We start from the raw sequence: 26,598 nt of genomic DNA on the forward strand, positions 1-26,598 counted from the left end.
CTCAATAGATCAGGCAGGCTGAGTATTACGCCGCATGCTCGGCGCCATTTTTACTCGGCTCGGTGTCAGACTGGCGGCCAGCGAGACCGTTATCCGTTCCTTTGAACAGATCCATCAGCTGGTCGCGCAAGGATTGAAAACCGGCGTCCATGTGACGGCGCGGCCAAGGCAGCTCTACGTTCAGCTCATCAACAACGCGACCGGGGTTCTGTGACATGATCAGCACGCGGTCGGCCATGGTGATCGCTTCATCAATGTCGTGGGTGACAATCACCATGGTGATACCGCGCGCACGACAAATGGCAGGTACCTCCTCCTGCAGGGCAGTACGCGTAAACGCGTCCAGCGCCGAGAACGGTTCATCCAGCAACAGCACCTCAGGATCGGTCGCCAGCGATCGCGCCAGTGCGACCCGCTGCTGCTGACCACCCGACAGACTCTGTACATTGACATCTTTTTTATCGTGCAAACCCACCATGTCGAGCAGTTCATCAACACGCTGATAGGCCTCTATCTTGCTGACACCGGCAAACAGCAGACCCAGTGCCGCATTTTCTTTCACACTCATCCACGGATAGAGGGATGCTTTCTGAAACATCATGTTCCATTTGGCACTGGGCCTTGAAACCTGATGCCCGTTGATGCGTACACAGCCTTCGGAGGGAATCAGAAGCCCCGCCAGCATGTGCAGCAGCGTGGATTTGCCACAGCCACTGCGGCCAATCAGTGCGACCATCTCACCGGGCTCGATGCGGTTTTCGATCTCTTTCAGGGTGGGTGCCGAGGACGGCGAAAAGCGGTGTGTAATGTAATCCAGTGAAATCGTGGCGCCCATGGTGATGCTCCGGTCAGAGGGTGTCTAACCAGTAAAAGCATGTAACGTGCCACTTATTGAAAGGTTTTATATTTCAACAAGTTAAGATAAAAACTGGCAGTTTGTCTGCCATTGTCATTCGATGACATTGTTCGACAATGTCGCATTGTCAGCCCGCCGCACCTTAATGGCACCAGCTTGGCAGCAAATCCTTCTGCTATTGATAACACGAAAAAAGACAGCTGTAGGGCTACAATGCATTCTGTGCCGCAAAAGGAGCTCATATGAACACCACGCTGTTTGACAAGGATACTGCCATCACCGAATCGGTTCTGAACACAATCGCGCACATGCCTACTACAAGCCTGCCTGTATTGATGGCTGACGACTTTGCACACAGGCTTTCGGACCGAGATTTCATGCGGATCGCGGTACTGCTGGCCCGTAAGAGTCATGACGAAGGCGGCTGCCCCATCGGGGCCGTCATCATCGATAACAGCACACGCCGTATTCTGGGCAAGGGACACAATACGCTGGTGCAGGAAAGCCACCCCTACAATCACGGCGAAACCTCAGCCATCCGAGATGCCGGCAGGATCGACTTCAGCCATACCACGCTGTTCACCTCGCTCAGCCCTTGCGATGTCTGCGCCACACTGCTGTACATGCGTGGTTTCAGCCGCGTCGTCGTCGGTGACATCACCAGCGCCAGTGGCAATGAAGCTTTGCTGCGCAGCAAAGGCATTCAGGTCGACATTCTGGAAGACCTGAACGGTATCGAGCTGTATGCGCGCTTCAGAGCGGAGCAGCCACAGCTGGAGCTTGAAGACTGGCGGGGCGTTGCCGCAACAGATGCAAAGAAAGATAACTACTGAACTTCCGGTTCACTACCGCGACTTTATACCGCCGGGGCGGCGTCTTACAGTCTGCAGCAATAGGCTCAACATAATCAGCATAACCCCCAGCCAACCGACAGGCATGAAGCGTTCGCCGACGATCAGCACTGCCAACATCACAGCAACTACAGGCTCCAGCAGTGTAATCAGTGTTGCTGTGCTGGCCTCCACCTGCCTAAGCCCACGACTGAAGCAGAGGTAACCGATGAACATGGGCACCACTGCCATATAGAGCGCAACACTGGCATGAATCGGAGTCGTCAACAAATTGTCACCCGTGATAGCCAGTGATGGCAGCAATACCAGCGCCGCCAGCCCAAACATTGCCGCCATGGCCGCTCTGGCGTGTATCCCTTGCTCAATCAATCGTCGAGCTGACCACGAGTAGACAGCATACGTCAGACCGGCCAACAGCCCCAGTGCAGCCCCGATGTATTGCCACTCATTGCCACCTTCCACTGACTGTGGCTCCTTACCCCACGTCAACAGCAGGATTCCCAACCCTCCCGTAATAAAGCCAAGAATCCACCTGGAGGAGACCGGTTTCTTTCCTATCAGGCGCTCCAGTACAACGGCAAACAGTGGTGCACTGGCAATGGATATAACCGTTCCCATGGCCACCCCGGAAAGGCGCATGGCGCTGTAAAACGCCAGCGGATAAAGAGCAACTGCTGCCCCACCTGTCAGTAGCACCGCATAACAGGCTTTCAGCCGCGCCCGATCCTTGAGCAGGAAGCGCAACGCATGCAGAACCAACAGCACGCCACCGCCACCCATGGCAAAAGCCCCTGTCGCCAGTGGACTGACGGCCGGGGCAAAACTCGCCGCCGTTCCGGTTGTCCCCCAAAGCACGCTGGCCAAAACAATAGCCGCAATACCCTGCATGTCATCCTGCTGATTCCCCATGCTCTACCTTTTGACTCGTGAATGTAACGCCAGTCTATTTGAGAGGATCTGCAGAGTTTTTGCTCATCAGCCGCTTCTATATGCCAGACAGCCGCTCTTCAACGGCTGAAGCGGGTCGGGGACAGCCCAAAGCTGGCAGAAAAGCGGCGACTGAAAGCCGACAGGTCACTGTAACCAACCTGTTCAGCGATACGCTGGACTGAGTAGTCGGTATGCTGCAAGAGAGCTTTGGCCTTTTCCATCCGCACACGGGTCAGGTACTGCATCACACTGAGACCGATTTGCTGGCGAAACAGCTTTTTAAGCTGGGTCTCGCTGAGGCAGGCAGTCTGTGCCAACTCATCCAAGGTAAGCCTCTCAGACAGCCGCATGTCTATCACTTGCAAAACCTGCCGGATACGCCGATCGACCTGAGGCAGCAAGCGCTGCTCGGCAAGCAACAATGCGAAGGTGGCAAACATGGACTGTTCCAGAGCATCGTTGACTTGGTGCCCCAACTGCGTTTCTACGAAACTGAGGTATTGGAGCAGAGGCCCACTGATTCTGAATACACATGAATCAGTTGCGCGCAGATTTTCCGGTAACCGGTGCATGTCTGCTACGACAAACCGGGCTTCTTCATCAGCAGTGAAATGATGTTGCTGTCCAGATCGAATAACGACACATTCTCCTGACGCGACCCGACCGGCAAAACCGTCGAGCTCGATCTCAATAGCACCGCGTAGCGGCAGTACCATTTGATGGTACGTGTGCGAATGACCCTGCCTCTGGCGGCTATATGATCGAATTGAAAGTCGTCCTGACATGGATAGGCCTTGATTCTGAAACAGTAACAGCATGTTAGGTGATAATGAGCCAGCTTTGAATCAAGACCTCAGTGTTATAAACAGTGACAAGATTATTGAACACCGTTCAATATAATCATTATGCGCTTAATGGAGGGGTCCCATGAATTCAATGCGAGAACGTGCAGCGGAAGGACTGCAGCCGGGTGACAGCTTCAGTGTGACTCGCAGCTTTACACAAGAGGAAGTCGACACCTTCGCGCGCCTGTCCGGCGACTACAATCCGGTACATTTTGATCAGGCGTTTGCCGAGCTGAAGGGGTTCAGAGCCCCAGTGGCACATGGGCTGCTGACCGGTAGCCTGTTGACCGAGATTGGCGGTCAGATTGGCTGGCTGGCAGCGGGCATGAATTTCCGTTTCAGACGACCTGTTTACGTAGGCGAGGCTATTACCTGTCGCTGGACCATCAGAGAAATAGATCCGCGTGGGCGCGCCAGCGCCAGGGTCGAAATGACCAATCCGGACGGGGTGGTCGTGCTGGAGGCAGAGGTCACCGGGATTGTACCCGGTGACCCAGAGCGTCAGCGGTTGCGGCAGATGCTGGCCGAAGGCGATCCGACCAACAGGTTGGCCCGCGGCCGCCAGGATCAGTCCTAGGGCTGTAAAGCCTTAGCTCAGTCCCTTTTGCAACAAGCGCAGACTTTCTTTCAGCGTTTGCTGCTGCTCCTCACTAAGGCAGGACATCACCTGCCGCTCGTGCTCAATCGCCTTGTCCAGCAGCTGGGTTGCCAGCTGCTGCCCTTTCTCGGTCAACCGGAAGCAGCTACCCTCCACCTGCAATAGCCCCTTGTCCTGCAGCCATTCGCCGGTAAACATCAGCTCTTTGAGTGGCTGGGAAACATAGCGGCAAATCTGCTCTTGTTCCATCGCTTCGCCATCGGCCAGCAGCGTCAATACACGCCATTCTTCGGCGGTCACCCCAAAATGGCTCAACCTCGGATAGAAGTCAGAGGCATAGGCATTGAGTGTCTGACGCAACTGGAACAACAGGTAATCACCCAGAAATCCCCTGGCTTCCAGCGGTCCGGTCGGAGCCTGAACCGCGGGGTGGGTTTCGGGCACCGCATAGCGACCGTTGTGGAACACCAGTGAGCTGACGTTTTCCTCATAAGAGTAATCGGTCACCTCGCCCACAATAATAAAGTGGTCTCCCCCCTCGTAGACGTTCCAGGTCTTGCAACCGAACCAGGCTGCCGTGCCGTGCAGCAGTGGCGAGCCGTGCTGGTCGTCGCGGGTGTGGATATCGGCAAACTTGTCCTCGCCCCGGCGCGCGAACCGATTGGAAATTTCAATCTGGTCATTACGCAGCACATTGATGGCAAAGGATTTCCCACGGGTGAATGCCTCCAGACTCCAAGCCCCCTTGTCGATGCTCCAGAGCACCAGCGCAGGCTCGATCGACAGGGTGTTAAAGCTGCTGGCGGTCATGCCGATGGGATTACCCTCAGCATCTCGCGTGGTAATTACGGTTACGCCGGTGGGGAACTTGCCCAGCGCCCGGCGAAAATCTTTCGGATCAAATGACATGATTGTCTCCGATTCAGGTCAGCACGCTCAGGAAACGCTCGTTTAACTGACGGTCGTGATAGAAAATTGCTTTACCCAGCTCGCCCGCATCCCAGGTCACCGGCTCGTGGTCCGGGTAGTGGTAGTCGCCACCGCAGAAAACCTCATTACGATTGCCGGACGGGTCAAAGAAATAGATGGTTTGACCGTGAGTCAGCCCATGACGTGTCGGGCCAATATCGATTGAGGTATCGGTCATGGAGATCAAATCCGCCGCCTTGAGCACATCGTTCCAGGTCTCCAGGAAGAAGGAGGCATGGTGAAACTTGCCTGGTTCCGGATGATCGATAAACGCCACATCATGTGCCTTCATGCTGGCAGTCAGGAACTGACCGACACGCTTGCCGTCCGGTGTCATCACCTGCTCAGCCAGATCGAAGCCGAGCACATCACGGAACAGCTCTAAAGTGCGGTCCAGGTTGGGGCCGTACAGCAGGCAGTGGTCGAAACGGGTCGCCTGCATGCCTTTCAGGCCACGCGGCCAGGCTTCCGGGTTGTGATTGCCCACACCCCACTTGCCGGTCTGCTCCTTGGTGGCAAAAAGCTCGAACGCGTGCCCGGTGGGGGCAACAAAACGGACGCGGCGTCCACAGTCTTTAAGATCACCGGCAGGAATGTCTTCCACTTCGCAGCCGAACGCAACCAGCTCAGCACGCAGGCTGTCCACAACCTCTTCGCTCAAGCACTTGAAACCCATGTAGTCCATGCCGGCTTCGTCCGCTTCACGCAGCACCACCGAGAACTTGTCCACTTCGGTCCAGCCCTTGAGATAGACACGGCCCTGATCGTCACGGTCCATTTCGATCAGACCGAGCAGGTCTACGTAGTGCTTGACGGCTTCATCCATATCCAGCACGCGAATCTGCACGTGCCCGGGACGCATTACACCTTTTTTCATTGGGTTACCTCAGCTTTTATTGTTATGTCAGTTTCGGTGTGTCATTTAACCCAGAGAGTTGGGCAGTAACAGTGACAGTGATGGAATCGATGCGATCAGTACCAGTCGCAGGATGTCTGCCAACCAGAAAGGAACGACTCCACGGAAAATGGTTGAGAGTTTGACGTCCGGAACCACACCGCGCAGTACGAACACATTCATACCCACCGGTGGTGTGATCAGACTGATTTCGGTCACGACCACGACAAGAATACCAAACCAGATCAGATCCATGCCCATGGCCTGTACCATCGGATAGAACACCGGTACGGTTAACAGGATCATCGACATGCTTTCCAGCGCACAGCCCAACAACAGGTAAATTGCGATCAGTATTACCAGCACCATAAACAGGCTGAACCCCTGCTCCACCACCCAATCGCGCAGCATCATCGGCATGCCGGTCATGTTGATGAAATTGGAGAAAATCAGCGCACCAATCACAAGGAAAAACAGCATTGCGGTTGTCCGTGCCGCATTACTGAGTGAACGGTACATCATCTTTGCACTGAGTTTGCCGCTGAACATGGCAATCAGGAAGGCCCCTGAGGCGCCGATCCCGGCCGCTTCAGTCGGGGTAAAAATGCCGGCATAGATGCCGCCCATCACAATGATGAAAATAAGGTTGATGCCCCATACCCCCTTCAGAGAGATGAGCCTCTCTTTCCAGCTGGAGCGAGCACCGGCAGGGCCACTTTCAGGCTTAAGCCTGACAGTGACAATCACTGCAACCATATAGAGCAGAATACCGATGATGCCCGGAATCAGGCCAGCAATGAACAGCTTGCCAATATCCGTTTCGGTCATCAGGCCGTATACCACCAGAATCACACTGGGGGGGATCAGAATGCCAAGACTTCCGCCGGCGGCAATGGCACCGGTAGCAAGCCCATCTGAATATTTATATTCACGCATGGAAGGCATCGCCACTTTGGCCATGGTGGCGGATGTCGCCATGGAACTGCCACACACGGCAGAAAAGGCACCGCAAGAGACAACGGTCGCCAGTGCCAGGCCACCCTTGAAGTGCCCCAGAAAAGCGTTGGCCGCACGGTAGAGCTGTTTTGACATCCCCGACTCGGTAATCAGATTGCCCATCAGCAAAAACAGCGGCACAACCGACAGGCCGTATGCCAGACCGGTATCAAAGGCGGTCGATGCCACCATATTGAGTGAGATGCTCCAGCCACGTGGGTTACCATAGGTAACCTGCTGCACAAGTGCAAAACCCACCACGCCGACAATCGCCATGGCGATGCCCAACGGCACACGGGCCAGAATCAGTACCATTAAGGCCGCAAAGCCGATCAGACTTGCTTCCATTTACTGCTCTCCTTGTGCAAAGAGACGACTGCTGCCAAATATCAATCGAAGGACCAGAGCCAGAGTGGCAAGACCTGTGGTAATGGCCATCATGAAAGCCAGCCAGGACAGCGGAATCTGCAGTACGGCAGTAGTATCGGCGTAACGCTGCACCTTGAGGGCATGCTCCCACAGCACCCAGGTAAAGGTACCAAAGGCCAATACGTTGATTACCTCAATCAACGCATTCTGAATACGCTGCCCCCAGCTGCCGAAGAAAGAGTCCAGCAGGTCCACCGCAATGTGCCCACCTTCTGCCGTAATCAGTGGCAGTCCCAAAAAGATCACCGCCGCCAGCATCAACTCGGTCAGCTCATAGGCTCCATTCAAAGGAGACGAGAACAGATAGCGTCCCAGTACATCGATCAGTGTCACCAGCATCATCATGAACATGACGATGGCGGCCGTACCGCTGAGCAGGTGGCGGTACAACAGTACCACCACCTCTCGGCTGCCGGCTGAAGCTCTGAGAGAAGCTTTCATCGGCTCACCTGTCAGTCTTTGGCCAGTTCACGGCTCAGTTCGCGGAATTCCGCCAGCGCTGCAGCACCGTCAACGCCGGCAGCTTCAGCCTGCTTCAACCACTCCTGCACCATCGGCTCGCTGGCTGTACGAATTTCGTTCATGAACGCTTCGTCTGCGGTCAACACTTCATTGCCATTGGCCTTGATCGCTTCCAGCCCCTTGGCATCCTGGGTATCCCACATGCGACCAGCCAAGCGTGCCAGCGTTTCACCGGACACCTTCTCGATAGCTGCCTGATCTTCCTCCGGCAGGCTTTCGAAGCGATCTTTATTCATCACGACAAAGAAGCTGAAGTTATACAGCCCACCCGGCACCAGCGTGGTGTAGGTGGTTTTGTCCTGAATATTGAAAGCCGGTACGGATTCCAGCGGAAACAGAGTGCCATCAGCTACGCCGCTGGACACCATCTCGTAGGTGCTGGAAGAGGGCTGCTGCAATGACACAGCACCAAGAGCAGTGGACAGTTCATTCATGATGCCACCACCCACGCGAAGCTTGAGGCCCTGCATGTCGGCTGCACTTTTCACACTGCGACGGCTGTTGTGGATATGACCCGGACCATGCGTGAACAGACCCAGCAATTTAACATCCTTATGCTCGTCAGCCTTGCTCAGATACTTGTTGTATACCTGCCAGTAGGCAGCAGACGTGGCTTCCGCACTGTCACCACCGAAGGGGAACTCGACCATTTTATAAAGACTGAAACGGCCCGGGGTGTAACCGTGTGCACTATAGGTGATATCCGCCTGGCCTTCTGCAGCCAGATCATAATGCACCCGTGGGTGACCCAGCGCAGATGGCAGCATAACTACCTTGACACGACCTTCAGTTGCTTCTTCCACGCTATTGGCCCAGGGTACCATTACATCACGTACCAGAGGATGACCTGACGGCAGCCAGGACGACATGGTCAGGCGCGTTTCCGCCTGCGCACCTGAAGCCAGAAGTGCGATTGTTGCAGTTGCAGCGACTCGAAACATCATCTTCTTCATCGTTATTCTCCGTTTCTGGTTTTAGTCCGGTCCGAACCGGCGTCCAACCGGAGCATAGTGCGCCGGTCGGCCTATACAGCGAACTGTTTCAGATATCGACCACCAGGCGCGCGCTTTTGGCTCGTGAGCAACAGAGCGCGATCTGGTCGTTGTCTTCCTTTTCCTCGTCTGTGAGGAAGTGGTCTCGGTGATCAGGAATACCCTCGATCACATCACAGATACAGGTCCCGCATACACCCTCTTCGCAGGACATCTGTACCTTTACCCCGGCTGCCTTCAGGGCAGTGGCGATACTTTCGTTGGGACCGACCTGTACGGTCACATCACTGGCTTCGGCATAAACTTCAAACGCTTCACCACTGATATCCACCTCGGCATTGAAATACTCGAAGTGAATCTGCTTGTCTGGCAACCCTGCCGCTTTGGCCTGCTCGATCACCCAGTCCATGAACCCGCCGGGGCCACAGACATACAGATGGGTACCGGGCTGGGCTTCTGCACAAAGCTGTTTTGGATTGATCCGACCGGTGTCACCGGCGTCGTCAAAGTGCAGCACAAGTTGCTCACCAAACTCGCGCTTGAGTTCTTCAAGGAACGCCGCTTTGGCTTCACTGCGACTGCAGTAGTGCAGTTCGAAAGACTTGTTTGCCGCCTTCAAAGCGTATGCCATGGCGATCATCGGCGTAATACCGATACCGCCACCGATCAACAGGCTGTGCTCTGCATCCATTTCCAGTGGGAAATGGTTGCGCGGGGCACTGATCTGTACTTCGGCACCGGCTTTCAACTCGGCATGAATCTGCCTGGAACCACCACGTGAATTGGGGTCATTCAGAATCCCCAACCGGTAGCTGCTGCTGCCCGGCGCATTGCTCAGGGAATACTGCCGAATCAGTTCCGGACCCAATACCACATCGATATGGGCGCCGGCCTCAAACGCCGGCAGTGCGTTGCCATCAGCTGCGCTCAGATCAAACACGGCGATCTCGTCGGTCTGGTCTTCACGCCGCGTGACGGTCACATGAATGAGAGTGTTATCAATATTGCTCGTCATAGGTCTCGCCTCAGCGCATGAACAGGCCGCCGTTGATGTCCAGGGTCGTACCGGTAGTGAAGTAGGCTTCCGGCCGTGCCAACTGCACCACCATTTCGCCGATAAAGTCGGCATCGCCCAATTGCCCCACCGGAATAGCGCCCAACAACGTTGGCAGGCGCTCTTCAGGTACAAGTGCCTTGACCATCGGTGACTCGATCGGTCCCGGCGCGATGGCATTTACCGTCACGCCTTGGCTGGCCAGTTCTTTGGCAAACACCTTGGTCAACGTAATGATGGCGCCCTTGGAGGCAGCATAGTGGGCACCGGTCGAGGTGCCCCCATTCTGTCCAGCCAGCGAGGCCATATTGATGATGCGGCCATAACCCTTGTCAGCCATATGCCGACCCATCACCTGACAGCCGGAGAAAGTGCCACCGAGATTGATGTTCACCACATCGGCAAACTCTTCTGGGCTGATCTCCATCACCGGTGTCGCACGGGTGACGGCTGCGTTGTTTACCAGAACATGCAGATCACCCCAGCGCTCCAGTACAGCCGCCAGTGCAGCTTCAAAATCCGCCTTGCTGGCCACATCCAGCGCCAGCGGCATGACCCGCTCACCACTGCTGTCCATGGCCGTTGCGGCAGCCTTGGCCGCGTCCAGTGAACGGTCTGACAGGGCGACTCGGTAACCGGCGGCCAGCAGACGGGCTGCAATGTTGTTGCCAAGGCCCTGTGCTGCACCGGTGACCAGCGCAATATGAGACTGTGTTGGGTTACTCATGCGGCCACTCCTTAGAAGATGAAGCTAACAGTGCGCAAGAAGCCGTCCGCATGCAGCAGTTTCACGACCTTTTGCTCCAGTTTGAAACCGTCCGCGCTCGGTTTCAGGCTGTACTCCACGTTGGCCGGGTAGGTCACCAGCTTGCCGTGGCGCAGCTCGTTCAGTGTCATGGCGCAGCGTGCAATTACCAGATCATCACCCGCTTCAAGCACACGTACACGGGACATCATGCGTACGGTATCGCCAACCGAGATGGCAGAAACAGACTCACCGTTTTCCAGACGCGCCACGCGCATGCGCCGCATGTCAGCATCGTCCATCGCCAGGTTCAGCGTGTTCAGATAATCCGTTTCATTCAGATCAGCCGGCACGATATAGAGGCCTGATTCGGTCCACAGCGAAAGCCATTCCTGATAGCCCTTGTGGTCCAGCAGATCCGCTTCATAACCAATGAATTCGATCACCTGCGCCAGCAGTTGGGTATTGGATTTCATCACTTATTTCTCCTCTCCAGCAGCCATCATTTTCTTATACTGGCGATAGGCACCGCGCATGCCGGTTTCGGAACAGACCGATCCAGCCACATTACCGTCTTTGGACTGGTGCAGGTTGTTCATGCCGCGGTTGACCAGAATCCAGCCATCATTGCCTGCCATAGAGCCTTTCTGGACCCGTTCCCAGGCTTCACCATCATCCGGCGTACCGAAGCCCATCGGCCCCTGGAAGTGCTCGTGCAGACGCATGCGCTTGCGGTTAAATGGAGCCGGGGCGCCTTCACCGCCCAACGCTACGTGCTGAATCTCGGTCTCACCTACGCTGACCGGCCGCAACACTCGGAAAAACGCCATGGAGCAGGAGACATTCGGGAACAGGTTGAGGTTGAAACCCGTGCCGTGGGCAGCACGGACCAGTTTCTTCACTTCGTCTTCCGTTTTGCCTTCATTGCGCAACTCCTGCGCCAGCTTTTCGAAGCGGGCCGGAATCGGCTGATCCAGATCTTCTTCCAGATCCACCAGCTGCGGAATCATCACCATTACGCTGTGGCCGTTACCCAGGTCTTCAACGAAGCCTTCACCATCGAGGAAGTCAAAAATATCGGCAGTCGCATCATCCAGAGAGGTCACAAATGATTTGTGCACAATCGGGAAATGGTAGGCATCGGTAGTGTTTTCCAGCTGGATTTTCCAGTTGCCCGGGAAGTTGAAACGATGCTCGCCCAGTACCTTGACCGGATACCCACCGCCCTGCTTCATGAACAGGTCGATCCACTTCTTCGCACCACCGAGGAAGTCTTCCAGTGGCTCGATGTCATCTCTAAAAGTAGCAAATACCATGCCCTGATAGGTTTCCACCCGCAGGCTTTCCAGCGGCAGCTCACTCTTGTCGAACACTCCGTCGTACTCTTCCGGCTTGGGCAACGCGCGCAGGCTACCGTCAAGACCATAGCCCCAGCCGTGATAGGGGCAGGTGAACGCCTTGGTCTTGCCCTTGCGTGCTTCGCACACGGTGGCGCCACGGTGGCGGCAGCGGTTCTGCAGTACATGCAAATTCATCTTGCGGTCGCGGCTCAGTATGACCGGTTGACGACCGATGTATGAGGTCTTGAAACTGCCCGCCTCAGGTACTTCGCTCGCGTGGCCAACAAAGACCCAGGTGTTGTTGAACACCTTGTCCAGCTCTTCTTCGAAGATGGCCGGATCAGAGTAGAGATCCTTGTGTACCCGGCCCTCTTCTACCATTTCAGCCGCTTTCAGGCTGATGTTTTGCATATCGATCAGTTCACTCATGGTCTTGCTCTCTTTATTCGTTGCCTTGCTGGCGCTGCCGCCGAGCACTTATTCTTCAGGGACCGGCAGTGGCTGGGGGTTGTCCCAGGGGGTCTGCACGGGCCGATTGAATCGACTGGTGGTACAGAAATGAGCGATCTTCCAGCGCCCGTCTTCCCGGCGAAAACGCACATTCAACAGTGCACTGCTGAGCTGCGATCGACCATCGGTAAAGGTAGCGGTCTGCAGCAGCACCCAGGTGCCTTCAGCTTCGGTTTCGCTCTGCACGTTCACCTTTTCAGAGGTCAGAAAATGCACGTTCAGAGCAAAGTGCGCCGGCGGCAGGGTGTATTTCACGAACATCTCCCTGATCGCTTCACGTCCTTCACGGCGGCCGAAAGTGGCGGCGTAGCGCTTGCCCTTGCCTTCCCAGATGGCGTCTTCGGTAAACAGCGCCATGAGCGGGTCGAGGTCAAACCCCTCGTTGAGGTAGTCGCACAGTTGCATGTATTCATGCAGGCAGGCGCTCACATCCCGTGCCGCCTCCAGTGCAAACACCCGCTGACGCAGCTGTTCCAGTTCGCTCATCAGTCAGCCCTCACGCACGCTGGACGATCAGTTCACGACCGATGCGCGCCTCAACCTTGGCATAACGCCACAGTTTGTAGGGGCCACTGCCCACTTCTGTGCTGCGGAACAGGTTGCAGCAGGCAACAACTGTGTCGTAATCCGCCACGTCCGCCAGCAGGTAGGTTGTCCAGGGATAGCCGCTTGAAGGCCCGACCATACTCTGGTCGTCATCCATGTTGCCGATCACTTCAACGCCATCCATATCGTGAATGCCGTTCCACATTGCACCGAAGGCCGCCCATACATCGAGCTGCTCTTCACGCGGAGCATCCATGAAGTTCTGGTTGATGCCCATGCAGAACAGGACGCGCAAAGGTTTCTTATCACTCATGGTGTATCTCCTTGTTTTTGTTAAATTACAGATAGCCCGGCAGAGGATCGTGGCCAAAGAACATGGCACCTGCATTTTTCAGGGTGACCGCCCCCATGAAGGCGTGCTGAGTGCACATCATGGAGTCACGCATAATGCGCGACAGCGGATGATCATTGTAGGTGCCGGTCATGCCGGTCACTTCGTAGGTACTGCGAATCGCATCGGCACACTCATGTGCCAAATTGGTGGTCGCGAGGCGGATCAGGTTGATCTGATCCCGGCTCGGTTCACCACCGGCCAGAATGCTGTTCCAGGCGTCTTCGGTGGCTTCATAGAAGAAAGCGCGAGACGAACGCACCTTGGCTTCCGCCTTGGCGATTTCGATCTGTACATACTCGCGCTCACCCAGGTTGGGCGCTCCGGTCACTGATGCACGGCCGGCCGCCATTGCCTGTACGACATCGAGCGCCTCACGGGCCAGACCTGCGGTAGTGACCGACAATACCTGAGCGGCAAAAGCCAATGTTGGGTAACGGAAAAAGGGCGCATCGATATTGGGCTTGCCGCCACGTACGAAGGTCCACTCTTCCGACACAAACACATCCTCGACCACAAGGTCATGGCTGCCGGTACCGACCATACCGATCACGTCCCAGTTGGGTTCGATCTTCACCTTTTCGGCCGGCATTACCGCCATGCGTGGCAGCGGCTCACCGTTATCCGGCTGCACACCAACACCAATCAAAGAAGCGCCCATGCAACCACTGCCGAACTTCCAGCGACCGTTGACGATATAACCACCATCAACCTTTTTCGCTGGCTGGGTCGGGAAGATGCCGCCTGCGAACACAATGTTGGGCGTTTCGGCCCAAACCTTGTCGATAGTCTGCGGTGGCAGTGCCGACAAGTACGCGGGGTTCATGCCAAAGCTTGCGACCCAGCCAGCAGAACCGTCAGCGGCGGCCATAGCCTCGACCATCTGCAGGAACTCCATCGGGCTGCGCTCATCGCCACCCAACGCCTTTGGTACCATCGCCCGATACACACCGACATCCTTGAAGGACTCGATAATGTCGTGGGAAATGTACTGTTGATCCTCGAACTCCTGTCGGCGCTTGCGCACTTCATCCAGCAGGGCATCAAACACGGTCTCCCCGCCCCAGAGGGATTTGTCGATCTGATAACCAGGCATTCGCTAGGCTCCCTAGTTGTTGTCTTTATTGCAGATACACGTACCGGTAAACCGCATTCGGCGCCTGGTACATCATTGGTAAACCCGGCTGCATGGTTGCATTCGGGCTGCAGGAGGAACCGCCGGGTATGTGGCCCGGACAGGTTGTGTTGACGGCGCGAGGCCCTTCGAGGGCACTCCGCTCACAGCAGGTGATCAGTATGTTCATAGCGGCTCTCTAGTTGGGTCTAGTTGTTATTGTGTGGCAAATCCGACTGGTCGAATGTTGCTTAAGAGCTGCATAAAGAATTTCACTTATCACTTGAATCGTCAACTAATTATCCCGCATTAAATTCATGACTACGGTCACACCGCAGCACCTGAAAAACACCAAGCAATAGTCGGGCCACTTCTTGAACGAACATGAAAAACAACACAAAAACCGCTAAAAAATACGTTAAAATCTGTTAAAATTCATTCAAACCACCGTCAAAAAACAAGTAATATGAGTTATTACCATAAATGAATTTTCAAGATCCCACCTGATCCGACCACTCCAACCCGCTCTAAAAGAGAGCAAAAACAAACACTGCGCACCAAAGGTTTTCACTCAATTTAGAATCTCTATATACTTTCCAGATCAACTTTCAGCCGACCCCTAGCGGTCGGATGTAGCCGGAGACATCGCTGTCCAATGAGCAGTAACCGTAAAGCCGACATGTACGACCCACTGAGTGACGATTTCAAGCGTCGTGAATTTCCGTTCTACTGGATTGCACAGCTCAATGCGCTCTACAGCCAGGAGATGGAACGGTTGCTGAAACGGGTAGATATGGATGTACCACGCTGGCGCATTATTATGATTCTCAAGGAACACTCGGAACTGAGCATCTCCGAGATCGCCAGCCATGCGGTAGCCAAGCTGCCAACCACCACCAAAATTGTATATCGCATGCGGGATGAAGGACTGGTCAACCTGATCACGTCCAGTGAGGATGGCCGGGTGACTCTGGTGTCACTGACCGACAAGGGGCTGGATAGCCTGGAGCTGATTCGCAGCTCTGTCAGTCAACTGTTCCGCAAGAGTTTCAAGGGGCTCAGCTCAGCTCAGATACACCGCACAAACGTGCTGTTGGCAAAGCTGTATGACAACCTTAAAACTCTCTCGGATTAACCATCAGCCGTGTTTGGCGGACCGCGATAGCAATATCAACTGTCGCAGATCGACTTTGTCGATCTGTTCAGGCTTAAGAAAGCGATGGGCATACTCAAGGTAAACCCCCGATTCAAGAAAAAGACAAAACACCTCTGGGTCCAGATGCCCGTCACGAGACATGAAAGCCAGTATTCGCAATGATTCCGACAGCATTTTGGCCGTTTTGTAGGGGCGATCGGCAGCGGTCAACGCTTCAAAAACATCTGCCAGCGCCATGATGCGCTCCGGTACTGTGAGTGACTCAGCATCCAACCTCCGCGGGTAACCATCACCATCCATTCTTTCATGATGATTACCGGCAATATCCGGAACACGGCGCAATGACGGAGGCAGTGGCAGCGTACTCAGCATTCGGATGGTTTGCACGATGTGGTTGTTGATGCTGAAACGCTCCTCCGCCGTCAAGGTCCCATAGACCTGCGTCAGGTTGTACAGCTCACCCTGATTGGCCTCATATTCCGGCAAGGGCATGTCAAAGCCCCAGATGTTATCCGGGTTGCTGGCTTCTACCGGGGGCCTGCGATCGCCCCAGGGAATAATATGCTCAACCCGGTCAGCCAGCAGCATTTCACGGGCAGGCAGGCGTTCATCATCATTCGGCAGTCGATCCAGTTCAGCCTGCGACAAACCCAGCCGACGATCAAAATGACGTGCCCAGCTGCGAGATGCAATTTTATGCAGCCTGGCGATGTCGTCATCCGGCAGCTTCTCGCTACCCACATTGGAGCGAGCCACGATTTCAAACTCTTGCTGCAACTGACGGCGTTGCCGGTCACGACGCTCACGCAGCTGGGGTTCCGCTCCACTCTCAATAACCCCTTTGAGGTAGGCAATCTCCACATCGCGCCACAATACTTCAAACCGAGTTCGGATTTCATGAATTCGGTTGTAAAGGGTTTCAAGCTTGGTGGACTTATCCATCACATATTCAGGTGTGGTGATCTTGCCACAGTCATGCAGCCAGGCCGCCAAGCGAAATTCATACCGCTCCTGCTCATCCATGCGAAACGCATTGAAGCGCCCACTCTCACTTTTGCAGGCGGCATCCACCAGCATTTCGGCCAGAATGGGAACTCGCTCGCAGTGAGCGCTGGTATAGGGTGACTTGGCATCTATCGCATCCGCCAGCAGCCGAATGATCGCATCGAGCAATTTCTCCTGCGCCTCAAGCAGCTGCCGAGTTTCGATGGCCGTGGCTGCAGAGCCGGCCAGCTCTTCCAGGAAGCCAGAGACAGAGTCGCCATCCACACGGGCGTCGCCATTCATTCGAAGCACCATCACACCGGCCGGATATTTATAGCGCCCCTTAAGCGGCGTCACCATAACTCCGTCAGCTTCGGCCAAGGCATCTCTGACGGCTGCCACCTGGTACGACGTTCGCGGCTCGTCGACAGCGATAATCTCGGGAAAACAATGAGTTATACTCTGTGACTGATGAACAGTAGACAGTACCAGTGCGTGCCGGTCGTAGTCGTACAGATAGATGGCACAGCTGTCCGCCTCCATGCTGGCCTTCAGATCCCCCGCAACGTCCGGCAGCATTCGCTCCAGACGACGCTCACGGGCCAATGTCTTGCTGATCGACTGGAAATGCTGCACGACCGTCACCAGCCGCTGGATAATACCACTGAGGTCACGCACCTCCTTGATCCGGGAGCGCACCTGTACCGACCCGCTGAAGTCGAATTGCGTCAGCGCAAGCACCTTTTCGGACAGCTGATCCAGGGGCTTCACTACCCAGTGTGCCAGCCAGTAGCCGATCAGCAGCAACAACAGAGTAAACGCCAGTGACCAAAGCAGCATCCGCTGCCCATGCCGGTGAGCATTGGCCAACAACTGCTCAGCAGGCACCGCCATCAACAGCTCCAGCGATTCATCGGCCAGCGCCAGCATGGGAACGCGCACGCCGTACCACTCGCGCCCCTCCGCCGTGTAGCCGATCAACTTGCCGGGCTCACTTGATTGACTCATCAACTGGTCAAGTGCGGGCACCTGGAGCTCATCCAGTGTTGCCAGGCGAATACCGCCCGCCTGACGTACAATCATTTTTTCAACTTCAGGGTATGCCAACGTACGTCCGAGCCGGTCAACTACGACCAGCTCATAGCCTTGTTCAGGCCTCATGCGTGCCAGCTCCAACGATATATCCTGAACTGAGGCATCTATACCGACTACCGCACCCGATGCCCCCTTAAAAGCCAGAGTCACTCCGGTTTCTCGCGTGGTGTAGAACAAATAGGGGGCGGTCAGGATTGGGGCTTGTGCATTCAGCGCCGACTGATACCAGGGGCGAAGATGAGGATCAAAAACATAATCCGGTCTGTCATTTTGACTGATCACTTCAAGCTGATCGGTCAAAAAAAGCCACCGGGCTCTCTGGGGTCTGTCAGTCGCGGCTGCTTCAATACTTTGTACCAGATATGCCGCCCCCTCAGGCGCGGATACAGAGCGACGAAACGCAGACTGTCGCAACGACCGCACCAACCAGAAGCTATGGTCAGGATAACCAATATACACAGCACTGATCACAGGATTGGCGCGCAGCGCTTCAACCAAAACCGGTAGCCGCTGCAGGCGCTGCTCCAGCAGCTCGGCAGTGGTCAAAGGGTCATGCACCAGTAGTCGGAGCGTACTTTGCAGTGGCTGAATCAGCCGCAGGGTCTCGGAATCAAGCTTGCTGGCAAACTGCTGGGCGGAGCTGCGACTGGCTTCCAGCAGCACATCCCGCTGCCCCATATAGGCGTTGATCACCAGAATCGCACTCAATGCCAACATGCTCAGCATGATGGTAAGGCTGATAACCCATCGCAAGCGCAATCCGCAGCTCTGTTTCCTGTCCATGATCCACCGCCACCTATCTGTCAGCAGTAGAAGATTAGCTCAGAATCATGATAACGACAGTGTTTCAGTTACCCAACATGATGGCGATCCAGCGAGTCGAAGGGTTCTGCTCCAGTGCTATCTTGGCGATCATCGTCAGCGGTATTGACAGAAACATTCCTGCCGGACCAAACATCCAGCCCCAGATCATCAAGGAAAGAAACACCACCAGCGGTGACAGCCCAAGCCCACTGCCCATAAAGCGTGGCTCCAGAATATTCCCCATGAGCACATTCACAGCGATGTAACCTGCAGCGACCAGGGCGGCATCGGGTACGCCCAGCTGCACGATAGCCAGCAGTACAGCCGGAATGGCGGCCAAAATTGAGCCTACATTCGGTATAAAGTTCATCAAGGCAGCAATGAGCCCCCACAGCGGGGCGAAGTCCACACCCAGAATCCATAACCACAAACTGATCAGCAGGCCGGTTGCAATACTGATGGTTGTCTTGATCACCAGATAGGTATTCACCTGACGCACGAAGTTGCCGGCCTGATCCAGCGACTTTTCAGCACTGGGCAACGCCTTGTGCAATTTGTCTGTCAGCAGTGTTGCTTCCAGCAGCAGGAAAATCACGATAAACACGATCAGCAACAGGTTGGTCAGCAGGCTCCCCAGATTGGTCAGTGCATTGCCTGCCAACCGCATCAGGGATGCCGGGTTGAAGTGGTTCAGCATCTGGTCACGGGTTACGGGCAGTCCCAGCCGTTCAAAATAGGGCACCAGCTTGACCGCTTCTTCCTGTAGGCGCGTCTGATAGGTAGGCAACCGCAAAGTAAAGGTATCGATGGCCGATCCCACAAACAACACCAGCACAGAGCCAAACACCACAAGCCCGACCACCAACAGCACAATCGCCAACCAGGGGGGCACTCGGTGAGAGGTCATCCAGGCCAGTGGCGGTGTACATATGATGGCAACAAAGAACGACAATAAGACGGGAATGACAATGGCCTCAGCCTGTTTCAATGCGCCCAGTATAACCATCAAGGCAGCAATACCCAGCAGCCACTTGAAACCCTGAGAAACGGTAAACGGATCCGATGAGGACATGATCACTCCCTGTTAAGTGGATAGCTGCCTGTTGACTCAGTCAACCTCTTTGAAATGCACCTGCAGCATCGCTTTCTGTTCATCAGTCAGCGATTGTGCTCGCCCGTTGGCGAAGTCGTAACGTACCATAAATGACTTGCCCTTGGCGCCAACCTTGTCATCCTGCCAGGCTTCCTGATACACGGTGAAAGAGCTGTTGCCGATCTTGCAGACGTAGGTCCGAATTTCGACATCGCGGCCGTAAAACAGCTCACCCACATAGTCGACTTCAATCCGCGCCATGATGAGCTGCCACTTTTTCATATCCAGATCGGGTGTAAAAATACGAAACAATTCATTGCGCGCCCCCTCGAACCATTGAGGCACGCGGGTATTGTTGATATGACCAAGACCATCTGTATCGTAGAAGGCTGGCGTTACGATTTGTGTAAACACGGCTCACTCTCTCATGGTTGGGTTTTCCCGAGTATATTAAGAGCCGGGTCGAATGTAACCCAAATTACGCTATTGAGTGCCATCCACTTACGCAAAAAGCCGGCCACAAGGCCGGCTTTGGTACTGTGTAAGTAATTGCTTACTTGTCCAGTTCAGCCTGATAGGCACGTGCTACTGCACGCAGCTCATCCAGCGCTGCACGGGCATCGACCTTCAGATCCGCCACGCTCTCGATCCAGGCATCGTCGATGCCTTCTGCCAACTGTGCGTATTCCTGCGCCAGAGGAGCTCCTTCAGCCACGACGTTGATATTAACGCCTGCAGCCTTGGCAGCCTCAAGGCCAGCCACATCGGACTCATCCTGAGCACGACCACCCAGTGCCGACAGCTGCTCGCCAGATACCTTCAGAATCGCGTCACGGTCTTTCGGATCCAGGTCGGCCAGGAAGTCAGGATTGATGAAGAACGAGAAGCTGCCCAGATACATCCCGCCCGGCAGCTGGGTAGTGTGAGTGATCACTTCATCCAGACGCAGGTTCTTGACGTCACAGACCGGCAGGAACACACCGTCAATCACGCCTTGCTGCAGCATTTCGTACACCTTGGGCGCAGGACCCGCCACCGGTACCAGACCGGCACGCTCACCGATTACCGCCTGAACACCTCCGCCTATACGGATTTTCTTGTTCTGCAGATCGCTGATGCTATTGACCGGGAAAGTACTGTGTACCTGACCCGGGCCATGCGTTACCAGTGCAACCAGTTCAAGACCATCGAACTCCGGTGCGCCTTGGAAGTACTTGTTGTGAACGCGCCAGTGCGCCACTGAAGCTGCTTCGGCAGACACACCCAATAGCGGCTGTTCAACAATCTGAGTCAGACGGAAACGGCCCGGCACATAGCCATGGTAACCCCAGCTCGCATCGGCAACACCGTCTTCCACAAGGTTGAACATGGTTTTCGGGTGACCCATGTTGTACTCAACCGCCAGTGTAACCCGGTTGTCGGTGGCGTCTTCGATCCACTTTTTCCAGGTCGGCAGCACCACTTCATTCACCGGGTGCGTGGGTGGCATCCAGCTGGCAAAACGCATCACAGTCTGGCTCATGGCAGAAGTGCTGTACAGGGCTCCCAGCGTGGCAACCAAGGCCACAGTAGTCTTCAGTTTTTTCATTGCTATACCTGTTTTAGTTATGTTTATCAGAGTGTTGTCTGTTGTTTCAGCGCTGATTAAGTAGATCCAGCGCCACATCCACGATCATGTCCTCCTGACCGCCGACCATCCGGCGCTTGCCCAGCTCCACCAGAATATCGACTGTCTTGAGACCATATTTTTGCGCCGCTACTTCGGAGTGACGCAGGAAGCTGGAGTAAACGCCCGCATACCCCAGCGCCAGCGTTTCACGGTCGACACGTACCGGACGATCCTGCAGTGGCCGTACCAACTCATCGGCAGCATCCATCAAGGTGTACAGATCGGTACCGTGCTCCCAGCCCATCCGCTCGGCAGCAGCGATGAACACTTCCAGCGGCGCATTACCGGCCCCGGCTCCCATTCCGGCAAGCGATGCGTCGATACGATCACAACCCTCTTCCACCGCAACGATGGAGTTGGCAACGCCCAGTGACAGGTTGTGGTGAGCATGAATGCCGGTAGTCGTTGCCGGGTCCAGTACATCTTTGACAGCACGGAAGCGATCACGGATATCCTGCATGCCCATGGCGCCACCGGAGTCCACCACGTAGATACAGGTGGCGCCGTAGCCTTCCATCAGTTTTGCCTGCTGCGCCAGGCCCTGAGGCGTGGTCATGTGGCTCATCATCAGGAAACCAACGGTATCCATGCCCAGTTCACGCGCGCACTCGATGTGCTGCTTCGATACATCCGCTTCGGTACAATGCGTAGCAACACGCACCACCCTGGCTCCGGCATTGTAGGCCGCTTTCAAATCATGAATGGTACCGATCCCGGGCAGCAGCAGCGTAGCGACCTGAGCATGCTCGACCACATCCGCCACCGCCTCGATCCATTCCAGATCGGTATGGGCGCCGAAGCCGTAGTTGAAGCTGGAACCCTGCAGGCCATCGCCATGAGCCACTTCAATACTGTCTACTTTCGCCTTGTCCAGCGCACGAGCAATGTCGCGAACGTTATCGAGCGAGTACTGGTGTCGAATTGCGTGGCTGCCGTCACGCAGGGTCACGTCGGAGATATAGAGTTTCTTGCCTGGATTGAATGACATGTTTCCGCTCCTGTTACTGCGCTTGCATGGAAACAGCCATCCGCTCGGCGGTGGCCATGGCTGCTGAAGTCATGATGTCGAGGTTGCCGGCATAGGCAGGCAGATAATGAGCCGCGCCCTCAACCTCAAGGAAAACTGAGGTTTTCAGTCCCGAATAACGCCCCACACCCGGGATATTGAGCGGTTGGTCCTCAGGAATAAGATCAAACTGGACCTTCTGCTTGAGCCGGTAGCCCGGCACATAGGCCTGAACAGCGGCGGCCATCTCTTCGATGGATGCTTCCACCTGTGCCTGATCCGCTGCTTCAGACAGGACGTATACCGTGTCGCGCATAATCAGCGGTGGCTCAGCCGGATTCAAAACAATAATGGCCTTGCCCTTGGCCGCACCACCCACCGCACTGATCGCTTCCGATGTGGTTTCGGTAAATTCATCGATGTTGGCACGGGTACCGGGCCCGGCCGACTTGCTGGAGATCGAGGCAATGATTTCGGCGTAGTGCACCTTGGCTACACGGGATACCGCGGCCACCATAGGAATGGTCGCCTGGCCACCACAGGTCACCATGTTGACGTTCTTGGCATCCAGATTCTGCTCCAGATTCACCACCGGGACACAATACGGACCAATTGCCGCCGGAGTCAGGTCGATCAAACGGATATCTGACTTGTACTGCCTTAGAAAAGCATCATTTTTCACATGCGCACCGGCAGAAGTGGCATCAAACACGAAGTCGATATCGGCAAATACCGGCATCTGAACCAGCCCTTCAACCCCTTCGTGCGTAGTGGCCACACCCATTCGCGCAGCGCGTGCCAAACCATCGGAGGCTGGATCGATACCAACCATGGCGCCCATTTCCAGATAGCGGCTGTTGCGCATGATCTTGATCATCAGGTCGGTACCGATATTGCCGGAACCGATGATGGCGACTTTCAATTTCTTCATTCTGACTCCCAAGACACCCGAGAATTGGCTCAGGCCTGTGCAAAGGTGACGGCCACCTGGCCAATGCCACTGATTTCGGTTTCAAACTGATCGCCAGGAGCACAGGCCACCATCGGCCCAAGTGCACCTGTCAATACCAGATCGCCGGCACGCAGCGGCGTGCCCATTCGACTCATGGTACGTGCCAGCCAAAGCGCGGCGTTAAGCGGATTACCCAGGCATTCGGCCCCACTGCCTTCTGATGCCACTTCACCGTTGCGGGTCATCCGCATGTGAGCCCCGCGCAGATCAACGCCGTCGATGCGCCGAGCCAGCGTTCCCAGCACAAAGCAACCACTGGATGCGTTGTCGGCTACCGTGTCCACAAAGCGGATATCCCAATCGGCAATGCGACTGCCGACTATTTCCAGAGCCGGCAACACCCAGCCGATCGACTGCAGCAATTCGGCATGCGTACAATCTGGCTGCGGCAGGTCACGCTCCATGATGAAGGCAATTTCGGCCTCGATCTTCGGCTGCATCACACGGCCGCAGGGAATTAGATCGTTGTCGCCGTAGCTCATATCGGCAAACAGGGTGCCAAAATCCGGCTGATCCACCCCCAGCTGGGCCTGTACTCGCGGGTTGGTAAGGCCGATTTTGCGCCCTACGATGCGCCGGCCCTGTGACACGGCATGCTCGGTATTGATCTGCTGAATACGATAAGCCGATGCGGCATCCTGAGACTGCAGCTGCTCACGAATCGGAGAGGTCACACTGCTCTCTTGCTCTGCTGCTCGCAGACGCAAGGCCAGTGTCTGTAACTGTTGTTCATCTGTCATTGAAACTGTAACCCTGAATGACACCACAGGTGGGCGATGAGTTGATTTCCGGGGGCAAACTTTCGGAAAGACCAGGCGGGATACCAGCGATAGTGGCTGTGAGATATGAAAAACAGCAAAACTGAGCAGGCAGCAGCATATTTATATCCGGGGCCATACCTGAAACGGCAGCTTGATTGATATACTGTTCACAGTTTTTTGATATATACAGATCAACAATAATATCTTTTGCCGACGTATATAAATGCTGAACACAGTTGATCAAGCTGGTTATTAACACCGTGGACTCCGTTATTGCATATTTTTATTATGCAACGGAGTATAGAAACTGCTGTTCCAACGCAGCAACATAAATCGCACCCAAGGTGCACTATGTGCACAACGTATCAACAGGAGATATGAGCATGACCGAGCAACAGAACGAGCCTGCCCGCGGGGAATACAAACGGGTTCAGGGCCTGATTCGCGGCCTGCAGTTGCTCAATTGTCTCAACCGCTGTGATGGCGGTGCTCGTATCACCGAGCTGGCACAACAGACCGGGTTGCATCGCACCACAGTGAGGCGGCTGCTTGAAACTCTGCAGCATGAAGGATACGTGCGCCGCAGCGAATCGGATGACAGTTATCTGCTGACACTCAAGGTGCGTGAGCTGAGCGAGGGTTTCAGGGACGAACAGTGGGTGTCCCAATGTGCTGCTCCCCTCTTGGGCGAGCTGATGCAGCAGGTGGTCTGGCCAACGGATATCTCAACACTGGATGTGGATGCGATGGTAATTCGTGAAACCACACACCGCTTCAGCCGACTGTCTTTCCACCGCTCTATGGTAGGTCGCCGACTGCCCATGTTGCTGACTGCAGCAGGTCGTGCCTACATTGCCAACTGTCCTGAGCAGGAACGTGAACATATTCTGCAGCTGCTGGCCAATCGCAACGACAGCCAGAGTGGCCTGGCGCAGGATCAGAATTACATCGACAAACTGGTGCGCAAGACACGCCAGGATGGCTACGGCTCAAACTACCGGGACTGGGGTGAAGAGGGTCGCATTGCCGCGATTGCACTACCTATCCGCCATGATGATCGTGTATTGGGCTGCCTGAACCTGGTCTATATAGCTGACGCCATGACCATTGAAGAAGCAGCCCGTCGATACCTTGAAGCGATGCAGTCCGTGATCGGTCGAATAGAAGCCCGCTTGAACCCCGTCATTGATTAATCTTGTCCACACCCTTGTTCACTATGTGCACACAGGGTGTGTTTTTGCTTGATGTTGTTTTCCTCCCTGTACAAAATCCATTTCAACACAGCGGGTAAATCGGCTCGGCCGTTTGTATTCAAATATTAACATGCCACCTTAGTCTTATTACCCTGCCTGTTATTCACATAGCTTTAAATGCAGACCGATTTTTTCGGTTTCATTTCTTTCAATACCGGACAGATTATTAAATATCTGCATCCGATAACAAAAACAGGAAGAGATTATGAGTATCATGCTTAAATGCCTGTCGCATACTCCACTGCGCGGTCGTAACGACCCCGGTGCTGATGTTGTGGCTGAAGTGGATGCAGTCCTGACTAAAGCCCGGGCAGAAGTGGAAGCCTTCGATCCCGAGCTGATACTGATTTTCGCCCCTGATCACTACAACGGTCTGTTCTACGACCTGATGCCTCCCTTCGTAGTGGCTACTGCAGCCGAATCGGTCGGTGACTACTCCACCCTGCCAGGCACGTTGTCGGTGGATTCCGAACTGGCTCTGGAGCTGACCAAACACCTTATGGACAATGATCTGGATATTTCTCTGTCCCATCGCCTGCAGGTGGATCACGGCTGCACCCAGACCCTGGAAGAGATGACCGGCAGCCTGACCCGTTACCCGGTGATTCCGATCATCATCAACTCGGTGGCACCACCCTTTGTGCCCTATCGTCGCATTCGCAAACTGGGTGAAGCCGTTGGCCAATTCCTTGCCGGGCTGAACAAGCGCGTCCTGATTCTGGGCACTGGCGGCCTGTCGCATGAACCGCCTGTTCCTCTTCTTGCCGAGTCCCCTGCCGAGGTTCAGGAGTTCTTGATCTGTGGCCGCAACCCGACACCAGAAGCCCGCGCTGCCCGTGAGGCACGCACCATTGCTGCCGGCAAGATCTACGGCTCCGAGCTGTGTCAGCAGACTCCGCTGAATGCGGCCTGGGATGAAGCGTTCATCGAACTCCTGCTCAGCGGTGAGCTGGATCAGGTGGATGAGTTCGATATCCAGCAGATCTCGGCAGAGGCAGGGCGCTCAACACACGAAGTTCGCACTTGGGTAGCCGCCTTTGCAGCACTTGCCGCTGTAGGCCCTTACCAGGCACGCAAGGACTACTACCGACCGATCAATGAATGGATTGCGGGCTACGGCGTGGTCAGCGCCACTCCCGCCTGAGCTGACCACAGCTGAACAATAAAATATATTTTCAGGAG

28 protein-coding genes are annotated in these 26,598 nt (G+C 55.2%); 5 read left to right on the forward strand and 23 right to left on the reverse strand.

Annotated elements, in window-relative coordinates; translation table 11 throughout:
* Window positions 1–25 precede the first annotated feature (25 nt).
* Entirely contained in the window at window positions 26–835 is an 810-nt protein-coding gene (locus ACAM29_RS10160) for an ABC transporter ATP-binding protein (protein ID WP_091828036.1), read from the reverse strand.
* A 263-nt stretch (window positions 836–1,098) separates the two neighbouring features.
* Between ACAM29_RS10160 and ACAM29_RS10165 the strand changes: the two genes are divergently transcribed.
* Window positions 1,099–1,689: a nucleoside deaminase gene (locus ACAM29_RS10165; RefSeq protein ID WP_369624042.1), complete on the forward strand. Its 591-nt coding sequence runs from the start codon at window positions 1,099–1,101 to the stop codon at window positions 1,687–1,689.
* A gap of 12 nt (window positions 1,690–1,701) precedes the next feature.
* Here the strand turns inward: ACAM29_RS10165 and ACAM29_RS10170 are convergent, their stop codons facing one another.
* Window positions 1,702–2,616 (reverse strand): DMT family transporter, encoded by a 915-nt coding sequence (locus ACAM29_RS10170; RefSeq protein WP_369624043.1) that lies wholly within the window; start codon window positions 2,614–2,616, stop codon window positions 1,702–1,704.
* Between the two features lie 98 nt (window positions 2,617–2,714).
* Window positions 2,715–3,353, reverse strand: a complete 639-nt coding sequence (locus ACAM29_RS10175) for a helix-turn-helix domain-containing protein (RefSeq protein ID WP_369624044.1) — start codon at window positions 3,351–3,353, stop codon at window positions 2,715–2,717.
* A gap of 211 nt (window positions 3,354–3,564) precedes the next feature.
* On the opposite strand from ACAM29_RS10175, the gene ACAM29_RS10180 reads away from it, so the two are divergent.
* Window positions 3,565–4,059: a MaoC family dehydratase gene (locus tag ACAM29_RS10180; protein WP_369624045.1), complete on the forward strand. Its 495-nt coding sequence runs from the start codon at window positions 3,565–3,567 to the stop codon at window positions 4,057–4,059.
* 12 nt (window positions 4,060–4,071) lie between these two features.
* On the opposite strand, the gene ACAM29_RS10185 is transcribed toward ACAM29_RS10180, so the two are convergent.
* The 12 genes from ACAM29_RS10185 to ACAM29_RS10240 all read right to left on the reverse strand — a co-directional run bounded on the left by ACAM29_RS10185 (window position 4,072) and on the right by ACAM29_RS10240 (window position 14,565).
* Window positions 4,072–4,989 (reverse strand): flavin reductase, encoded by a 918-nt coding sequence (locus ACAM29_RS10185; RefSeq protein WP_091828040.1) that lies wholly within the window; start codon window positions 4,987–4,989, stop codon window positions 4,072–4,074.
* A 13-nt stretch (window positions 4,990–5,002) separates the two neighbouring features.
* Window positions 5,003–5,926 carry a catechol 2,3-dioxygenase gene (locus tag ACAM29_RS10190; RefSeq protein WP_206840083.1) on the reverse strand — a complete coding sequence of 308 codons (924 nt, stop codon included), beginning with the start codon at window positions 5,924–5,926 and terminating at the stop codon, window positions 5,003–5,005.
* 45 nt (window positions 5,927–5,971) lie between these two features.
* Window positions 5,972–7,288: a TRAP transporter large permease gene (locus tag ACAM29_RS10195; protein WP_369624046.1), complete on the reverse strand. Its 1,317-nt coding sequence runs from the start codon at window positions 7,286–7,288 to the stop codon at window positions 5,972–5,974.
* Window positions 7,289–7,810, reverse strand: coding sequence for a TRAP transporter small permease (locus tag ACAM29_RS10200; protein WP_206840011.1), 522 nt, complete (start codon window positions 7,808–7,810; stop codon window positions 7,289–7,291).
* An 11-nt stretch (window positions 7,811–7,821) separates the two neighbouring features.
* On the reverse strand, window positions 7,822–8,844 hold the full coding sequence (locus tag ACAM29_RS10205; RefSeq protein ID WP_369624047.1) for a TRAP transporter substrate-binding protein: 1,023 nt from the start codon (window positions 8,842–8,844) through the stop codon (window positions 7,822–7,824).
* Window positions 8,845–8,932: 88 nt separating this feature from the next.
* Window positions 8,933–9,898, reverse strand: a complete 966-nt coding sequence (locus tag ACAM29_RS10210; protein WP_369624048.1) for a 2Fe-2S iron-sulfur cluster-binding protein — start codon at window positions 9,896–9,898, stop codon at window positions 8,933–8,935.
* 10 nt (window positions 9,899–9,908) lie between these two features.
* Window positions 9,909–10,664: an SDR family NAD(P)-dependent oxidoreductase gene (locus tag ACAM29_RS10215; RefSeq protein ID WP_369624049.1), complete on the reverse strand. Its 756-nt coding sequence runs from the start codon at window positions 10,662–10,664 to the stop codon at window positions 9,909–9,911.
* Between the two features lie 11 nt (window positions 10,665–10,675).
* Window positions 10,676–11,158: an aromatic-ring-hydroxylating dioxygenase subunit beta gene (locus tag ACAM29_RS10220; protein ID WP_091821118.1), complete on the reverse strand. Its 483-nt coding sequence runs from the start codon at window positions 11,156–11,158 to the stop codon at window positions 10,676–10,678.
* Window positions 11,159–11,161: 3 nt separating this feature from the next.
* Window positions 11,162–12,451: an aromatic ring-hydroxylating dioxygenase subunit alpha gene (locus tag ACAM29_RS10225; RefSeq protein ID WP_369624050.1), complete on the reverse strand. Its 1,290-nt coding sequence runs from the start codon at window positions 12,449–12,451 to the stop codon at window positions 11,162–11,164.
* A gap of 48 nt (window positions 12,452–12,499) precedes the next feature.
* Window positions 12,500–13,018 (reverse strand): nuclear transport factor 2 family protein, encoded by a 519-nt coding sequence (locus ACAM29_RS10230; protein WP_369624051.1) that lies wholly within the window; start codon window positions 13,016–13,018, stop codon window positions 12,500–12,502.
* Between the two features lie 10 nt (window positions 13,019–13,028).
* Window positions 13,029–13,391, reverse strand: a complete 363-nt coding sequence (locus ACAM29_RS10235) for an IacB protein (protein ID WP_091828152.1) — start codon at window positions 13,389–13,391, stop codon at window positions 13,029–13,031.
* A gap of 25 nt (window positions 13,392–13,416) precedes the next feature.
* Window positions 13,417–14,565, reverse strand: a complete 1,149-nt coding sequence (locus tag ACAM29_RS10240) for an acyl-CoA dehydrogenase family protein (RefSeq protein WP_369624052.1) — start codon at window positions 14,563–14,565, stop codon at window positions 13,417–13,419.
* A 673-nt stretch (window positions 14,566–15,238) separates the two neighbouring features.
* On the opposite strand from ACAM29_RS10240, the gene ACAM29_RS10245 reads away from it, so the two are divergent.
* On the forward strand, window positions 15,239–15,718 hold the full coding sequence (locus ACAM29_RS10245) for a MarR family winged helix-turn-helix transcriptional regulator (RefSeq protein ID WP_091828150.1): 480 nt from the start codon (window positions 15,239–15,241) through the stop codon (window positions 15,716–15,718).
* Window positions 15,719–15,721: 3 nt separating this feature from the next.
* On the opposite strand, the gene ACAM29_RS10250 is transcribed toward ACAM29_RS10245, so the two are convergent.
* The 8 genes from ACAM29_RS10250 to ACAM29_RS10285 all read right to left on the reverse strand — a co-directional run bounded on the left by ACAM29_RS10250 (window position 15,722) and on the right by ACAM29_RS10285 (window position 24,422).
* Window positions 15,722–18,601, reverse strand: coding sequence for an HD domain-containing phosphohydrolase (locus tag ACAM29_RS10250; protein WP_369624053.1), 2,880 nt, complete (start codon window positions 18,599–18,601; stop codon window positions 15,722–15,724).
* 64 nt (window positions 18,602–18,665) lie between these two features.
* Entirely contained in the window at window positions 18,666–19,694 is a 1,029-nt protein-coding gene (locus ACAM29_RS10255) for an AI-2E family transporter (RefSeq protein ID WP_091828148.1), read from the reverse strand.
* Between the two features lie 36 nt (window positions 19,695–19,730).
* Complete coding sequence (locus ACAM29_RS10260; RefSeq protein ID WP_091828147.1) at window positions 19,731–20,129, reverse strand: thioesterase family protein; 399 nt, start codon at window positions 20,127–20,129, stop codon at window positions 19,731–19,733.
* A gap of 139 nt (window positions 20,130–20,268) precedes the next feature.
* Window positions 20,269–21,303 (reverse strand): TRAP transporter substrate-binding protein, encoded by a 1,035-nt coding sequence (locus tag ACAM29_RS10265; protein WP_369624054.1) that lies wholly within the window; start codon window positions 21,301–21,303, stop codon window positions 20,269–20,271.
* Window positions 21,304–21,349: 46 nt separating this feature from the next.
* Window positions 21,350–22,372, reverse strand: a complete 1,023-nt coding sequence (gene dmpG, locus ACAM29_RS10270) for a 4-hydroxy-2-oxovalerate aldolase (RefSeq protein ID WP_206839976.1) — start codon at window positions 22,370–22,372, stop codon at window positions 21,350–21,352.
* 13 nt (window positions 22,373–22,385) lie between these two features.
* Complete coding sequence (locus tag ACAM29_RS10275) at window positions 22,386–23,321, reverse strand: acetaldehyde dehydrogenase (acetylating) (protein WP_091828144.1); 936 nt, start codon at window positions 23,319–23,321, stop codon at window positions 22,386–22,388.
* 29 nt (window positions 23,322–23,350) lie between these two features.
* The gene (mhpD, locus tag ACAM29_RS10280; protein WP_369624055.1) at window positions 23,351–24,142 is read right to left on the reverse strand and encodes a 2-keto-4-pentenoate hydratase; all 792 of its coding nucleotides are present in this window, start codon (window positions 24,140–24,142) and stop codon (window positions 23,351–23,353) included.
* Entirely contained in the window at window positions 24,132–24,422 is a 291-nt protein-coding gene (locus ACAM29_RS10285; protein ID WP_369624056.1) for a hypothetical protein, read from the reverse strand. The genes mhpD and ACAM29_RS10285 overlap by 11 nt, the downstream gene beginning before the upstream one ends.
* A gap of 124 nt (window positions 24,423–24,546) precedes the next feature.
* On the opposite strand from ACAM29_RS10285, the gene ACAM29_RS10290 reads away from it, so the two are divergent.
* Both ACAM29_RS10290 and ACAM29_RS10295 read left to right on the forward strand, forming a co-directional pair.
* On the forward strand, window positions 24,547–25,356 hold the full coding sequence (locus ACAM29_RS10290; RefSeq protein ID WP_369624057.1) for a DNA-binding transcriptional regulator: 810 nt from the start codon (window positions 24,547–24,549) through the stop codon (window positions 25,354–25,356).
* Window positions 25,357–25,621: 265 nt separating this feature from the next.
* The gene (locus tag ACAM29_RS10295; protein WP_369624058.1) at window positions 25,622–26,560 is read left to right on the forward strand and encodes a 3-carboxyethylcatechol 2,3-dioxygenase; all 939 of its coding nucleotides are present in this window, start codon (window positions 25,622–25,624) and stop codon (window positions 26,558–26,560) included.
* The last annotated feature ends 38 nt before the right edge of the window (window positions 26,561–26,598 follow it).

Origin of the sequence: Marinobacterium sp. BA1, from assembly GCF_041155135.1 — a bacterium.
Classification (GTDB): Bacteria; Pseudomonadota; Gammaproteobacteria; order Pseudomonadales; family Balneatricaceae; genus Marinobacterium; species Marinobacterium iners.